Genomic DNA, 15022 nt, shown 5'->3' with positions numbered 1-15022 from the left:
GCGGACCAGATGCAGTGGGCGTGCAATCCAGCGTATGTCTGAATTTACTCAAACCTTGATGGGTTAAGAACTACGCGACGTAAGTTTCTGACAAAATCGGGAAAGTAAAAACAACCGCCCGCCCCGATTATGCGCCTGCCTGATGCCCGTGGTTTCGTCTTTGCCCTGTTTACCTTTACCTGGCTTGCTGCCTCCGCGGCGACCATCTCCACGTTCTCACCCCAAAATGAAGTACGCACTGTAGAGCAGGTCCGCGCTACTTTCTCCGCGCCGATGGTCCGGATGGGCGATACGCGCGCAGCAGCACCCTTTACGGTCGATTGCCCTCAAAAAGGGGATGCGCACTGGATTGATGATCGTAGCTGGGTGATGGATTTTCCAAAAGGTATTCCTGGAGCGACCACATGTCGCTTTACCGTCAGGCCGGATTTGCGCGCGGTATCCGGTGAAGCCGTGACGGGTCAGCAAAAATTCAGCTTTACCACAGGCCCGCTCGCTGTCACGGAAAGTATGCCCGGCGAAGGCGCTCAGATTGAGGAAGATCAGGCATTTCTGTTCCAGTTTAATGGCCCCATTGGCGCTAAAGCAGTGCCGATGTTCTGCCTGGTGGAAGGCTCGCCAGAGCGCTTGCCCATGCAACGGCTGACGGATGCCGATAAAGCAACCCTGCTGAAATACGCGGGATGGGAGAAACAATCTGGCAGTATCGATGCCGTCCATTGCACCCAGCGTCTGCCTGCGGGCAAGAAAGTCAAAGTCGTCCTCGATCGCCCGGGGAGTGCTGAAAAACAAACGCTCAACTTCACCGTACGCGATGCGTTTACGGCCACGCTCAACTGCCAGCGTGAAAATGCCAATGCGGCGTGTATTCCGTTACGACCGGTCACGCTGCATTTTTCTGCAGAGGTCACCCGTCAGCAAGCCAGCCAGATTGTGCTGCAAACCCCCAACGGTGATCGCCATCCTGATTTTGGCCGTGAACGGGATAATCTGGTTTATGAAGCCACGTTCAACCCGCCGTTCCCGCCCAACGCCAGTTTCAAACTCAAGCTGCCCGACGGGTTTACCGACGCCAGTGGCCGTGAGTTGACCAACAAGGGGTCGTTTCCGCTGGGTTTTGGCACAGCTTCTGCGCCGCCACTGGCCAAATTTGCGGCTGCACCCTTTGGCATTGTGGAGCTCAATGCCGATCCGGCTATCGCGGTCACGTTGCGTGACGTGGAGGCTGATCTCAACGTCAAACAAATCCAGGTTGGCATGCAGAGCCTGACCGTCAGTGATGATCAGTCCATCATGAACTGGCTGGCTAAAGTTGAACGCTGGCATGAGTCGTCTGTGGAGCGAGGCGGCAAGTCTGTAGAAACCCGGCGTTTGTCGATGTTGAATGGCCAGCCTGGCGTGCAAAGCATGAACGTCCCGACGGCCCCGGATAAAACCGGCAAATGGCCGTTTACAGTGGTCGGTGTCCCCGCGCCAGAGCCCGGTTTGCACGTGGTCGAATTGCAGTCTCGTTTACTGGGTAAGTCTTTGTTGGGTCTGGATGCGCCCATGTACGTGCGTACGGCCATGTTGGTGACCAATCTGGGCGTGCATTTGAAGCGAGGTCGAGATAATGCTGCTGTGTGGGTTACGACGCTGGACCGTGCCGTGCCGGTCCCTGATGCCCAGATCAGCATATACGACTGCCGTCGCCAGTTGCTCTGGCAAGGCAAGACCAATACCCAGGGCGTCGCACGCGTTGAGCGTCCGCTGGAGGAAGCCGGCGCATGCCCGGATACCTCGCTGTCGGGTTTGTTTGTCGTTGCGCGCAAGCAAGATGAGAAAGGCCGCAATGATGTGTCGTTCGTGCGCTCCGGCTGGGATCAGGGCATTGAGGCCTGGCGTTTTCCGTATCCGACCGACACCAGCCCCCAACCCTCTGTACGCGCGACCACCGTGCTTGATCGCCCGCTATTTCGTGCTGGCGAAACAGTATCGATGAAGCATTTCATGCGGCTGGAAACCAGCACAGGTCTGGCTTTGCCGCGTAACAGCCAATTGCCCGATCAGCTCGTCATTACGCATGACGGCAGTGGGCAGAGTTTTACTTATCCACTCAGTTGGCGGCAGGGGAGATATGCGGAGTCTACATTTGCGATTCCCAAATCGGCCAAACTGGGGATGTATTCAATCTCGTTGATCAAAAAGCCGCAACGAAGCGCAAACCAGCGTGGCCCGGCCAGTATCGAGCGGGATGGCATAACGCTGTATACGGGGTCGTTCCGGGTGGAAGAGTTCCGCCTGCCCGTCATGCGCGGTCAGCTTTCGGCCGATGCCAAGGCCACGATTGCACCAGGCACAGTGCCACTGAAGGTGTCTCTATCTTATGGTACCGGTGGGCCGGCCAAGGGCTTGCCTGTCCAGGTCAGTGCCATGTTGCGTAATCGTTATGACCGTGCGGAAGGCTATGAACGGTTCAGTTTCGATGCGCCCGATACGGGTGAGGCATCGGAACAAAAGACCTTGAACAACAAGGTAGTACTCGATAAGGCGCCACTCACGCTTGATGCCAATGGCAACGGCAAGACTGACGTGAGCGGTTTGCCCAGGATCGATCGCCCGTACGACATGGTGGTTGAAGCCACCTACAGCGATCCCAATGGCGAGGTTCAGACACTGTCACGCACCGTGCCCTTGTGGCCCGCCAACGTGCGTGTGGGTTTGTCGGTTGAAGACTGGATGACGGCTGGCAAGACCACGACGGTTAAAGGTGTCGTAGTTGATACCAACGGCAAGCCACTGGCCAATCGCAGCGTGACGGTGAAAGCGGTCGAACATACCTGGTTGTCCAGTCGCAAGCGCCTTGTGGGCGGTTTTTATGCCTATGACAGTCATGAGACCACCAAAGACCTGGGCCAGGTTTGCGATGGTAAAACCGATGGTCGCGGCCTGATGTTCTGCGAGGTAACGCTGAAAAATGAAGGCAGCATTGAGTTGATCGCGCAAACGGCGGATGACGCGGGTCATTCCGTCGCGGCGGCGCAGCGTATTTGGGTCTCCCGCGAGGGCGAGATGTGGTTCGACGTGGATAACAACGACCGCATCGACGTACTACCGGAGAAAACCGGCTATCAACCCGGCGACACCGCACATTTGCAAGTACGTATGCCGTTTCGCAAGGCCACAGCCCTGCTGGCGATTGAGCGTGAGGGCGTCATTGATACGCGGGTGGTTGAATTGTCTGGTAAAGACCCCGTGATTGATCTGAAGATTGAGCCGCAATGGGCGCCCAACGTGTATGTATCCGTGCTGGCTGTGCGCGGCCGGGTGCGAGATGTGCCGTGGTATTCGTTCTTTACCTGGGGTTGGCGCAGCCCGCTGGAGTGGTGGGATGCTTTTCGTCATGAAGGGCGCGATTACCAGGCGCCTACGGCCATGATTGATCTTTCCCGCCCAGCCTTTAAATACGGAATCGCAGAACTGACGGTGGGAACGGCGGGCCATAAACTGGCCGTCACTGTGACGCCAGACAAACCGGTCTATGCCATCCGCAAAACAGCGATGGTGAAGGTCCAGGTCAAGCTGCCCAACGGTCAGCCGGCCGCAGGGGCTGAAGTGGCATTTGCGGCCGTCGATGAAGCCCTGCTGGAACTGCAACCCAACGACAGTTGGGATCTGCTGAGCGCCATGCTGCAGCGGCGTAGCTACGGGGTGGAGACATCTACCGCTCAGTTGCAGGTGGTCGGCAAACGGCACTTTGGTCGTAAAGCGCTGGCGCCTGGCGGTGGTGGCGGCTTTGCGCCAACGCGAGAACTTTTGGATACCTTGCTGCTCTGGCAACCCCATGTGGTGCTGGATAAAACCGGCAGTGCGACGGTTTCCGTGCCCATTAACGACGCGCTCACCCGTTTCAAGCTGGTTGCCGTGGCAGATGCTGGCGATGCCTATTTTGGTACTGGCCAGGCCACAATCACGGTCACCCAGGATCTGCAAATCACCGCGGGTGTTGCACCCTTGGCCCGCAGTGGCGATCAACTCGATGCCGGCATCAATATCCGCAATGGCGCCAGCCGTCCCATGTCCGTCGTTGTGGAAGCGCAAGCAGTTGGCCTGTCTGGTTTGAGCGCGCAGAGGATACAGATCCCTGCCGGCGAAGCGCGTGAAGTACGCTGGCCGGTTACCGTGCCGGCGGGTGTGGATCATCTGCAGTGGACTTTTGCCGCCCATGAACAAGGTGGCGACAAGGCGCAGGATAAACTGGCGTTCAATCAGCAGATCGAACCCGCGACACCTGTGACCGTGCAACAAGCCACGCTGCGTCAGCTTAATGCGCCGGTGACCATTCCGGTGGCGTTGCCGCCTGGGGCAGAAGCCGGACGCGGCGGGGTGTCGGTACAGTTTCAGGCGATACTGGCGGGCGATATGCCGGCCGTGCGGGACTGGTTCCTGCGCTACCCCTATAGCTGCCTTGAACAGCGCTCTTCCATTGCGGTCGGTCTGAATGACAAGCAACGCTGGAACGGCATCATGGCTGATTTGCCTGCCTACCTGGATGCCGATGGTCTGGCGCAGTACTTCCCGGTGCAGGAAGGTAGTCCGCCGCATGGCAGCGATACCCTCACGGCCTACGTACTGGCACTGGCTAACGAGAACGGCTGGACGATTCCGGACGATTCGCGTGAGCGGATGTTGACTGCACTCACCAACTTTGTAGAAGGGCGTCTGAAGCGGGACTTCTGGATGCCGCGTGATTCGGGCGATGCACGCCGTCTGGCCGCACTGGAAGCCTTGTCGCGCTATGGCCGGGCCCAGCCGCGCCAGCTCGATACGCTTACTTTGCAGCCCAACAGTTGGTCTACCACCATGCTGATCGACTGGCTGTCTGTCTTGCAGCACATGAATAACGCACCGGACCGTGCAACCCGTATGGCGCAGGCGGAGCAACTGCTGCGTGGCAGATTGACCTATCAAGGCACGCGTCTGGTATTTTCAACGGAGCGCGATGACTACTGGTGGTGGCTGATGAATAACCCGGACGTCAATTCCGCGCGCCTGGTTCTCGTCGCCAGCCAGCTTCCATCCTTCAAGGACGATATGCCGCGGCTACTGACCGGGCTGCTGGGCAGGCAGGATCACGGTGCCTGGATGACCACCAACGCCAATGCCTGGGGCACTTTGGCTGTCAGACACTTCAGCGCATTGTTTGAAAGCCAGCCGGTGACCGGCCAGGTTAATGTGAGTCTCGGGACTTCAAAACAAACCGTACCCTGGTCATCACCCCAGCCACCGCGCACGGATTTGTCCTGGCCCGCGGGTGGGCAAGGCACGCTTTCACTCACGCAACAAGGCAGCGGGACGCCCTGGGCTACGGTGCAGGTGCTGGCCGCGCTGCCGCTGACCGCGCCGCAGGTAGCTGGTTATCACATCAAAAAAACCGTGACGCCTGTCGAAACAAAAACGCCAGGTCAGTACAGTCGTGGTGATGTGTTGCGTGTGAAACTGGAGGTCACGTCCCAGGCAGATATGACCTGGGTGGTGGTGGATGACCCGGTGCCGACGGGGGCCAGCATTCTGGGCAATGGTATGGGGCGTGATTCGGAGATTGCCACGCAGGGTGAGAAGCAAGGGGGGAGCGCCTGGCCGGCCTACGTAGAGCGGCGCTTTGCCGGTTATCGTGCTTATTACGAGTACATTGCGCGCGGGACATTCTCGGTGGAGTACACCATGCGACTGAATAGCACCGGTGCCTTCAAGCTGCCACCGACACGTGTCGAAGCGTTGTACGCACCGGATGTCTTTGGAGCGGCGCCCAACCCGGTATACAAGGTGGGTGATGCGCATTGATCCGTTTCAGGCGGGGCTGGCGCTGTGTGTGGCGCTGGCCAGCCTGCCGGCGTGGGCGCTGCCCGATTTTACCGAGGTGAAATCGGGTTGGCGTTCATCTGACGTGATATTACTGGATCGCCACGGGCAACCCCTGCAACGGGTACGTGTCGATCAAAAAGTACGCAAGCTTGACTGGGTGGCTTTGTCAGACATCTCTCCTGCCATGCGCCAGGCCCTGGTGATGTCGGAAGATCGTAACTTCTATAGCCATAGTGGTGTGGATTGGTCCGCCGTGGCTGCGGCCAGTTGGGGTAATTTGTGGAACAAGCGCACACGAGGTGCATCTACCCTGACGATGCAACTGGTCGGGCTGCTGGATGACGATCTGAAGCGCAGCAACCAGGGCCGCTCCCTCAGTCAGAAGGTACGCCAGGGTTGGTCTGCTGAATGGCTGGAGCATCGCTGGACCAAAGCCCAGATTCTGGAGGCTTATCTCAACCTGGCTGGTTTTCGTGGAGAAATAGTCGGTCTGGACGCCTTGAGCGCCTCACTGTTCGACAAATCTCCCTCCGGGCTGGATGCGCACGAATCAGCGATCGCCGTCGCACTATTACGGGCGCCCAATGCGGCACCTGCTGCCGTGGGTACGCGCGCCTGCGGCATTCTCAAAGATATGGGGCGTCAGGCTGATTGTGATCAGATCCGGGTCGAGGCCCAAGTGGCGCTGGCCCGGCATGGCAATGGTTATCAACAGGATGACCAACTGGCGCCGCACTTCGCCCGCAAACTGTTGGCACGCGGGCCTTTACCGGCTGGCGCCGTGGTGCGCACCACGCTGGATGCAGACCTGCAGCGCTTTGCTACGGTCACGTTGCGACGGCAAGTGGCCGAACTACGCCAACGTAACGTTGAAGATGGCGCACTGGTGGTGCTGGATAACCGCAGTGGCGATATTCTCGCCTGGGTAGGCTCCAGTGGGGATCTATCCCGGGCCAGCGATGTCGATGGCGTGACGGCGTTACGCCAGGCCGGGTCGACGCTCAAGCCATTTTTGTACCAGCTGGCGCTACAGGGGCGCTGGCTGACCGCCGCTTCACTGATCAACGACAGCCCGCTGGACCTGAATACCGTCAGCGGCTTGTATGCACCCCAAAATTACGACAAAGACTTCAAGGGGCCGGTATCCGTGCGCACCGCCCTGGCGTCATCTTTGAACACGCCAGCGGTGCGTACTGTCGAGATCGTGACGCCAGCACGGCTGCGTGAACGATTGGTCGCGCTGGGTATGAACAGTTTGACCGAATCAGGTGATTACTACGGCTACAGTCTTGCGCTGGGTGCGGCTGACGTGCGATTGCTGGATCTGGCCAATGCCTATCGCACACTGGCTACGGGCGGTATGCAAAACCCGTTGCGCTGGTTGGCCACGGATACTGCACAAGCCAGCAAACGCCTGCTGGATGAACAAAGCAGTTTTATCATCAGCGATATCCTTTCAGACCGTACCGCCCGTGCGCGCACGTTTGGCCTGGAGAGCGCACTGGCTACGCGCTTCTGGACCGCGGTAAAAACAGGTACCAGCAAAGATATGCGTGATAACTGGGCGGTGGGATATTCCCGGCGTTACACCGTGGCGACCTGGGTGGGTAATGCCAGTGGCGCGCCAATGTGGGATGTCTCTGGTATGCATGGCGCTGCGCCGGTGTGGCTGGCAGTGATGAATCAGTTGCACGCGGACACACCCTCTGGCGCTCCCCTCCCACCGGCCGGTATTCATGCCCTCCAGATTCATTTCGAAAACAACGTCGAAGCAGACCGGCGTGAATATTTCTTGCCAGGCACCGAGCATGACCAGATATACATGGTGAGCGATGATGCCCGTGCGAGACCTGCCGGTATTGATTACCCGGTAGAAGGCGCCATTTTTGCGCTCGACCCGGATATCCCCCCAGCCAACCAGCGTATTGTGTTCCGCGCCAATGGTGCGGCGAAGCCGCAGTGGTGGTTGAATGGCAAACTGTTGGGACGCGGCCAGACCTGGGCGTGGTTCCCCATGCCGGGGCGGCATGTCCTTGAACTGAGAGATAACGCACGTCTAGTGCAACAGGTGCATTTCGAAGTCCGTGGTGCTTTTTTGCGGCAAACGCCTCCACGCAACGCCAGTGGCAAACATCCGGCGCCAATCACTTGAATGCACCAATAAAAAAAGCCGGCAGAAGCCGGCTTTTTGCGATGCGGAGGGTGAGTCCGGATCAATCATCATTACTGTCATCGTTCGGATCGTAGGGCTGCTTGCCGTACATCTTTTCTCCGGCTTCCACATCCACTAGCAAGGCTTGTACGGCTGGTTCGTTGGGGAAGCGTTCGATTTCATGGCGGTAGTAGCCAAGGCTATCGGGGAACGAATACACCGCTTCACGCATGCGTTGGTGTGCCATCTGCTGGTCACCCATCAATGCGCGCATGATGGCCTCATCGGACAACTGGCCGGGGTACGGGTGCAGGCGATCCAGTTGGGCGACAATGCCCAGCTTCCAGGCCATGTCAGAGCGGTTGGCAACGACGAAGTTGGAAAGACCGTACTCGGCGAAGTAATCCAGCAATGGGTTCTTGCGCATGTCTTCCAGGATCTTGATGCGGCGCTCGTTTTCCTTGACCTTGCTGCTGCTGTCGATGATCGGGTAAATCTGCAGGTAAAACACCAGACCGGCAATGCCGAGGCCCAGTGTCGCCACGCCGGCAGCCAGGCCGCCAATGCGCGATTGCATGGATGACAAACCGCGACCTGGGGCGCCGTCGTACATCAGGAACAACATCAAGGCGAATGGCCCGAAGAAGTGGAAGTACCACAGCGGGTATTCCACCAGGCTATGCAGGATTGATACCAGGACCAGCGCAGTGCCGAACATGGCAACCGGGTCATGGCGACGACGCCAGATGCCAAAGAAGGCCAGCAGAATGGGCACGACCACCACAAAGGCACCGACAATGCCGGTTTCTGCCATCAGGTTAAGCAGCGAGTTGTGGCAGTGCGTGAACAGGACCGGCTCCACCACTTTGGCAAATTCCGGAATGACCTGCAGACGTACGCTTTGTGCGCCGTAGGCGCCCCAGCCCACACCGAGGATCGGGTTTTCGCGGAAAGCGATCAGCGCCTTTTGCCATTCCACCAGGCGGCGCGCGCCGTTGGAGTCCAGTCGATCCAGACCGGTTGGGACTTCATTTTTGGCATGCAATGCAGACTGGAACAGGTGATTGATCTGCGGCGCGACAAACTGCATGGCAATGATCAGAACTGCCGAACCAAACAACAACACGGCAAAGCGACGGTTGTCGCCGCGTGACGTGAAGTACAGTGCCGCGCCAAAAACTGCCCATGCACCGGCATAGAGGAAGATGGAGCGTGACCCGCACCAGGCCATCGACAAAGCCAGCCAGATAGCCAGAACCCAGAAGGCCCAGCCTTGCAGGCGTCGGGTTGCACCCAGCCAGGCGGCTGCAGCCAGACCCCAGGCCAGGTAGTGGCCATACATATTCTTCTGACCGATATTGCCGAACACCAGGCCCGAACCACTTTGCTGTACGTGGATAATCTGCGGAATGGACAGGCCAGTATTGAACAGCGCCCCAATCAGCAGACCCCAGGCCAGTGCGACAGCCAGGGGTTCCAGACCATGTTCGTCCCGTGCCAGAGAAAGGCTCCAGACGGTGAGCGCAGCGCCAATCATGTAGCTCATCGGGATCGTGCGTTCTGACCAGTAGATCACTGGCATGGCCACGATCTGGATGGCCAGTACGCCCGCGAGGGCGAGCCACGGCCAACTGGCCAGCGGTGGCCCGGTGCGGCGGCTGTTGGTCGGCAGCGTCGCCGCAGCCATGATGATCAGTGCACAAAAACCGTATGCGGCCAGCTCAGATGGAAAGACCGGGTTGGGTGGATAACGGTAAGGAATCGCGCAAGGTACGCAGGCAAGCAAAAACAGCAGGGCCTGGTAGATACGAAGTGAAGGGTGCGTTTTCATTGTTCTTGGGTGTGGGTTTGATTCGAAGCGCGTGTCCCGGTCCAGCGGGCGACGACGCAACCGGCTTCATATAAAAGCCAGAGTGGAACGGCAAGCAAGCATTGCGAGAGCGGATCGGGTGGTGTGACCACTGCAGCCACGATGAAAGAACCCACGATCACATACGGACGCCAGCTCACCAGTTTTTCGACGGTGACAACGCCAATGTGGACCAGCAGCACAATTGCCACTGGTACTTCAAAGGTGATGCCAAAAGAGATGAACAGCCCCAATACAAAGGAGAGGTACTGTTCGGAATCTGGTAGCCACTGCATGGAACTGGGCACATGCGAGGCGACAAAGGAGAAGACAGTTTTGAAAACAAAGAAATACGCAAAAGACATGCCTAGCAAAAACAGCAGGGTGGATGAAACCACCAGCGGCAGGATCATGCGTTTTTCGTGGGTGTAGAGGCCCGGTGCCACAAACGCCCACACTTGATAGAGTGTATGCGGCATGGTGATGATGACGGCCGTTAGCGCAACAATCTTTACCTGCAACAGGAACGGTGCAGCAATGCCGATCGAGACCAGTTTCTGGCCTGGCAGCACGGCAGTCAGTGGTGCGACCAGAAAATCGTACAACTGCTGCGAAAAATAAAAACAGATGGCAAAGCCGACGAAGAACACCAGTGCGCTGCGCACAATACGGGAACGCAACTCGATCAGGTGAACCAGCAGTGGCTGAAAGTTATCCTCAGTCATGAATCAGCGGCGATCTCGCGCCGGCGTGGGGGCGGCGCTGGGGACAGAGGGTTCGAACAGATCAAGCTGGCGCTCGTCATGAGCGCCTGCATGGATCTGTGGGGCGGGAGCCGGAGCTGACACGGCAGATACAGGGGCAGGTTCTGCAACAGGGCGCAGCGCCTGGTCGGCGGTTGTCAGCGCAAACGGGTCGGGCTCAGACTGCGTCGTCGCGGGGGGCTCGACTGGCGTATTCATAACGACAGGCGCGGGCGTCTCAGACGGCGCAGCCAGCAATGCCGCTTTCGCATCAGCCAATGGTTGATGGATGGTATTGCGTAATTCAGCGCCTTGCGCCCGCATTTCCGCTTCAAGCTTTGCGAGTTCGGTCTGGGCGATTTCCCGGTCCAGATCCGCTTTGACACTGTTGGCAAAACGCTGGGCACGCCCGACCAGCAAGCCGAGAGTACGCGCCACCTTGGGCAGTCGCTCCGGCCCGATAACCACAAGGGCAACCGCGCCGATCACTGCCATTTCACCCAGACTGATATCAAACACCGCCCGTGTCGTCCTGTCGGCGGATTAACGCTTGTCGCGGTCGGCAGCGTCGATCACGCGGCCGGCTTCAGCATGATTATCAGCTGGCTTTTCGCCTTCGCCATTCATGCCTTCTTTGAAGCCGCGAACGGCAGAACCCAGATCCTTGCCGACGTTGCCCAGCTTTTTGGTACCAAAAACCAGGACGATGATCACTAGCACGATCAGCCAATGCCAGATGCTAAACGAACCCATTGTGTTGTACTCCTGGCGTTATGCGCCGCAGGTTGAACCATCAAACCCCTGACCATCAGGGGTTTGTTCTTTACACGCCGATTATTGCGTGTTGATGGCAGTCAGATCAGGCGACATGACATTGCCACCAAACACGTGGACGTGCAGATGGAAGAACGTTTGCCCACCGCCGTGGCCGGTATTGATGACGGTGCGAAAACCGTCTTTCAAACCTTGCTCTGCGGCCAGTTTGGGCGCCAGCAAAAGCATCTTGCCCAACAAGGCTTGATGTTCCTGACCAGCGTGCGCCAGCGAATCGACGTGGATTTTGGGAACAATCAAAAAATGCACCGGTGCCACTGGATGGATATCGTGAAATGCCACGACTTCATCATCGCTGTAAATCTGCTTGCTCGGGATTTCACCGCTGGCCAGCTTGCAGAACAGGCAATCGCTCATCAAGTTTCTCCCAATACGCCGTTGCGGCGCCATCATTCATAAGACCTGGTCGGCCCCGATTCAATCCTGGGCAGGACGCGACGCTTTCTCTTCAATGCCGGAGATCCCCTCGCGGCGGGCCAGTTCGGCCAGCACATCTTCAGCAGAGAGACCTTCGTTGGCCAGCAGCACCATGGTATGGAACCACAGATCAGCAACTTCACGGACCAGATGGAGCTTGTCGCCATCCTTGGCGGCCATGATGGTTTCAACCGCTTCTTCGCCCACTTTTTTCAGGATCGCTTCCTGACCTTTGTGAAATAGCTTGGCGACGTAAGAGGTGCTGGGGTCTGCCTCGCGGCGGGATGCCAGCGTGGCGGACAAACGCTCCAGGATTTCAGCGGAAACCATGCTTCGCTCCAGATACAAAGCATCAATTATAAGGGGGTTTGATTACGAAAGGACGCTGCGGTTGCAATGCGCATGTTTAAAGTTGTACGAACATCCGGATGAATTGACCATTCAGACAAAAAAGCCCGTTACGGCAACGGGCTTTTTTGTCTGTTTATGTGCACTTAATGCGAATGACCATGGCCATAAATCGCGTTGGGATCTTTAAGGACCGGATCAACCGTTTCCCACGTGTCGCCGTTCAGTTTGCGGAAAAAACAGCTTTCGCGGCCGGTATGGCAGGCAATGCCGCCTTCCTGTTCGATCACGTAAATCAATACATCGCCATCACAATCCAGACGGATTTCCTTGATGCGCTGAAAATGGCCAGACTCTTCGCCCTTATGCCACAGTTTCTGGCGTGACCGCGTCCAGTAGTGGGCGGTTCTCTTGTCTGCAGACAGTGCCACGGCCTCGCGATTGGCAAAAGCGAACATCAGCACGCGGCCGGTGTGCTCATCCTGCGCGATGACCGGCACGAGCCCGGCCGCATCAAATTTGATCTCGTCCAGCCAGCTCACAGGCGCACCTCAATCCCCGCATCGCGCATGGCTTCTTTGGCCTGGCGCACGGTGTATTCACCAAAGTGGAAGATGGACGCGGCGAGCACTGCATCGGCGTGGCCTTCTGTGACCCCTTCGACCATGTGCTGCAAATTACCCACGCCGCCGGAGGCGATGACCGGGATATCCACTGCGTCGGAAATCGCGCGGGTCAGCGGCAGGTTAAAACCAATTTTGGTGCCATCGCGATCCATGCTGGTCAGCAGGATCTCGCCTGCACCCATTTGCTGCATCTTGATGGCCCACTCCACCGCATCCAGACCGGTGGCATTGCGGCCACCATGAGTGAAGACTTCCCAACGGTCGTTGTTCGGAGTGACTGCCTTGGCGTCAATGGCGACCACAATGGCCTGGCTACCAAAACGAGCAGCGGCATCGGCCACCAGTTGCGGGTTGGTAATGGCCGAGGTGTTGATGCTGATCTTGTCCGCGCCCGCATTGAGCAGGCGGCGTACGTCTTCCACCTTGCGCACGCCTCCACCCACGGTGAGCGGGATGAATACTTCGGAAGCCACTGCCTCAATCACCGAGAGGATCAGGTCGCGGTCATCAGATGATGCGGTGATGTCCAGGAACGTCAGCTCATCCGCGCCTTGTTCGTCATAACGGCGAGCGATTTCCACCGGATCACCGGCGTCACGCAGTTCGACGAAATTGACCCCTTTGACCACGCGGCCAGCGGTGACATCAAGGCAGGGGATAATGCGCTTGGCTAAAGGCATGTGGATTTTCCAGACGCAACACCGCAACCGCCATGGCGAATGACCATAGCGGCAGCGGCGGGTGGTTTTAAACAGATCAGATCAGGCGGCGACGGCTTCGTCGGCCAGGTCTTGCGCAGCCTTGAAGTCGATGGTGCCTTCATAGATGGCGCGGCCGGTGATGACACCTTCGATGCCTTCACTTTCTACTTCAACCAGCTTTCGCACGTCGTCCAGATCAGTCAGACCGCCAGAAGCGATCACCGGAATGGTGAGTGCCTGAGCCAGCTTGACGGTGGCTTCGATGTTGACGCCAGAAAGCATGCCATCGCGACCGATATCGGTGTAGATGACGCTTTCCACGCCGTAATCCTGGAAGCGCTGAGCCAGATCAATGACATCGTGTTCGGTGATCTTCGACCAGCCATCGGTGGCAACTCGGCCATCTTTGGCATCCAGACCGACAATGATGTGACCGGGGAAGGCATCACAAGCTTCGTGCAGGAAGCCTGGAATCTTCACGGCCGCAGTGCCGATAATGACGTAGTCGATACCCGCGTCCAGATAACGCTCGATGGTGTCCAGATCGCGAATGCCGCCACCCAGTTGCACCGGTACCTCGCCCGCAACCTCCGCCAGGATGGCCTTGATGGCATCCAGGTTCTTGGGCTTGCCGGCAAAGGCGCCGTTCAAGTCCACCAGGTGCAGGCGACGACCACCTTTATCGAGCCAGTGGCGGGCCATGGTGGTCGGGTTTTCCGAGAAGACAGTCGCGTCTTCCATCAGGCCCTGACGCAAACGAACGCAGGCGCCATCTTTCAAATCAATTGCAGGAATAATCAGCATGATGCAGAAACTTCAATGAAGTCAGGTTGTTAGTGTGTCGCCGGCGCTTGGGGCGCTTTTTCAGGGGCGACCATCCCAGTGTACAAAATTTCGCAACAATTGCAGCCCGGCGTTGTGGCTTTTCTCCGGGTGGCATTGAATTGCAAAAATATTATCGCGTGCTACGGCCGCTGCAAAACGGTACGGATAAGCCGATTCGATGACGGTAATGTCATCAGATGGCTTGAAGTGGTAGCTGTGCACGAAGTAAAAGCGCTCACCTTGCGGAATGCCTTGCCACAGCGGATGCTCACGGGTAATGAACATTTCGTTCCAACCCATGTGCGGCACCTTGAGTTTGTGGCCTTCGTCGTCGTGCATGCGTTCCTTGGGGAAGCGCATGACGCCACCAGCAAACACGCCCAGACCCGGCGTGTCACCTTCTTCACTGTAGTCGAATAGCAGTTGCGCGCCGACACAGATACCCAAAAACGGCTTTTGGCGCGCGGCATCCAGCACCGCACCCTTCAGGCCGCTTTCTTCCAGATGGCGCATACAGTCGGGCATGGCGCCCTGACCGGGAAACACCACTTTGTCGGCTGCAGCGACCTCGATCGGGTCGTCAGTCAACACAATGCTAGCGTCATTGCCGGCAACGTGCTCAATGGCTTTGGTCACGGAATGCAGGTTGCCCATTCCGTAGTCAACGATTGCGATACGCATTT

The 15022-nt window shown here is 57.9% G+C and carries 12 protein-coding genes; 2 read left to right on the top strand and 10 right to left on the bottom strand.

Features of this window, described 5'->3' with window-relative positions; genetic code table 11:
* The first annotated feature begins 129 nt into the window (after positions 1-129).
* Both IEX44_RS18170 and pbpC read left to right on the top strand, forming a co-directional pair.
* Positions 130-5823, top strand: coding sequence for an alpha-2-macroglobulin family protein (locus IEX44_RS18170; protein WP_188697434.1), 5694 nt, complete (start codon positions 130-132; stop codon positions 5821-5823).
* The gene (pbpC, locus tag IEX44_RS18165) at positions 5813-7996 is read left to right on the top strand and encodes a penicillin-binding protein 1C (protein WP_188697431.1); all 2184 of its coding nucleotides are present in this window, start codon (positions 5813-5815) and stop codon (positions 7994-7996) included. Before IEX44_RS18170 ends, pbpC begins: the two co-directional genes overlap by 11 nt.
* A gap of 61 nt (positions 7997-8057) precedes the next feature.
* Here the strand turns inward: pbpC and IEX44_RS18160 are convergent, their stop codons facing one another.
* The 10 genes from IEX44_RS18160 to hisH form a co-directional block, all read right to left on the bottom strand.
* The gene (locus tag IEX44_RS18160) at positions 8058-9827 is read right to left on the bottom strand and encodes a PglL family O-oligosaccharyltransferase (protein WP_188697428.1); all 1770 of its coding nucleotides are present in this window, start codon (positions 9825-9827) and stop codon (positions 8058-8060) included.
* A complete protein-coding gene (gene tatC / locus IEX44_RS18155) occupies positions 9824-10570 on the bottom strand; it encodes a twin-arginine translocase subunit TatC (RefSeq protein ID WP_188697425.1) in 747 nt (248 codons plus the stop codon). Before tatC ends, IEX44_RS18160 begins: the two co-directional genes overlap by 4 nt.
* 3 nt (positions 10571-10573) lie before the next feature.
* Positions 10574-11107 carry a Sec-independent protein translocase protein TatB gene (gene tatB / locus IEX44_RS18150; RefSeq protein WP_188697422.1) on the bottom strand — a complete coding sequence of 178 codons (534 nt, stop codon included), beginning with the start codon at positions 11105-11107 and terminating at the stop codon, positions 10574-10576.
* 24 nt (positions 11108-11131) lie between these two features.
* Positions 11132-11341, bottom strand: a complete 210-nt coding sequence (gene tatA / locus IEX44_RS18145; RefSeq protein WP_188697420.1) for a Sec-independent protein translocase subunit TatA — start codon at positions 11339-11341, stop codon at positions 11132-11134.
* 81 nt (positions 11342-11422) lie between these two features.
* A complete protein-coding gene (locus IEX44_RS18140; RefSeq protein ID WP_188697418.1) occupies positions 11423-11779 on the bottom strand; it encodes a histidine triad nucleotide-binding protein in 357 nt (118 codons plus the stop codon).
* Positions 11780-11839: 60 nt separating this feature from the next.
* Complete coding sequence (locus tag IEX44_RS18135) at positions 11840-12169, bottom strand: phosphoribosyl-ATP diphosphatase (protein ID WP_188697415.1); 330 nt, start codon at positions 12167-12169, stop codon at positions 11840-11842.
* A 164-nt stretch (positions 12170-12333) separates the two neighbouring features.
* A complete protein-coding gene (hisI, locus tag IEX44_RS18130) occupies positions 12334-12729 on the bottom strand; it encodes a phosphoribosyl-AMP cyclohydrolase (RefSeq protein WP_188697413.1) in 396 nt (131 codons plus the stop codon).
* Positions 12726-13493, bottom strand: coding sequence for an imidazole glycerol phosphate synthase subunit HisF (gene hisF / locus IEX44_RS18125; protein WP_188697411.1), 768 nt, complete (start codon positions 13491-13493; stop codon positions 12726-12728). Before hisF ends, hisI begins: the two co-directional genes overlap by 4 nt.
* An 81-nt stretch (positions 13494-13574) precedes the next feature.
* Positions 13575-14318 (bottom strand): 1-(5-phosphoribosyl)-5-[(5-phosphoribosylamino)methylideneamino]imidazole-4-carboxamide isomerase, encoded by a 744-nt coding sequence (gene hisA, locus IEX44_RS18120; RefSeq protein WP_188697408.1) that lies wholly within the window; start codon positions 14316-14318, stop codon positions 13575-13577.
* A 60-nt stretch (positions 14319-14378) separates the two neighbouring features.
* Positions 14379-15020 carry an imidazole glycerol phosphate synthase subunit HisH gene (gene hisH, locus IEX44_RS18115; RefSeq protein WP_188697405.1) on the bottom strand — a complete coding sequence of 214 codons (642 nt, stop codon included), beginning with the start codon at positions 15018-15020 and terminating at the stop codon, positions 14379-14381.
* Between the last annotated feature and the right edge of the window lie 2 nt (positions 15021-15022).

The organism is Silvimonas amylolytica (genome assembly GCF_014645555.1).
GTDB lineage: Bacteria > Pseudomonadota > Gammaproteobacteria > Burkholderiales > Chitinibacteraceae > Silvimonas > Silvimonas amylolytica.
Note: the sequence above shows the minus strand (reverse complement) of the source record. Positions and strands in the feature narration are given on the sequence as shown.

Coding starts and splice junctions, on each gene's coding strand:
- hisF (WP_188697411.1), bottom strand. CDS start 13,493: ATGCCTTTAGCCAAGCGCATTATCCCCTGCCTTGATGTCACCGCTGGC.
- hisA (WP_188697408.1), bottom strand. CDS start 14,318: ATGCTGATTATTCCTGCAATTGATTTGAAAGATGGCGCCTGCGTTCGT.
- IEX44_RS18160 (WP_188697428.1), bottom strand. CDS start 9,827: ATGAAAACGCACCCTTCACTTCGTATCTACCAGGCCCTGCTGTTTTTG.
- IEX44_RS18170 (WP_188697434.1), top strand. CDS start 130: ATGCGCCTGCCTGATGCCCGTGGTTTCGTCTTTGCCCTGTTTACCTTT.
- pbpC (WP_188697431.1), top strand. CDS start 5,813: ATGCGCATTGATCCGTTTCAGGCGGGGCTGGCGCTGTGTGTGGCGCTG.
- IEX44_RS18135 (WP_188697415.1), bottom strand. CDS start 12,169: ATGGTTTCCGCTGAAATCCTGGAGCGTTTGTCCGCCACGCTGGCATCC.
- IEX44_RS18140 (WP_188697418.1), bottom strand. CDS start 11,779: ATGAGCGATTGCCTGTTCTGCAAGCTGGCCAGCGGTGAAATCCCGAGC.
- tatC (WP_188697425.1), bottom strand. CDS start 10,570: ATGACTGAGGATAACTTTCAGCCACTGCTGGTTCACCTGATCGAGTTG.
- hisH (WP_188697405.1), bottom strand. CDS start 15,020: ATGCGTATCGCAATCGTTGACTACGGAATGGGCAACCTGCATTCCGTG.
- tatA (WP_188697420.1), bottom strand. CDS start 11,341: ATGGGTTCGTTTAGCATCTGGCATTGGCTGATCGTGCTAGTGATCATC.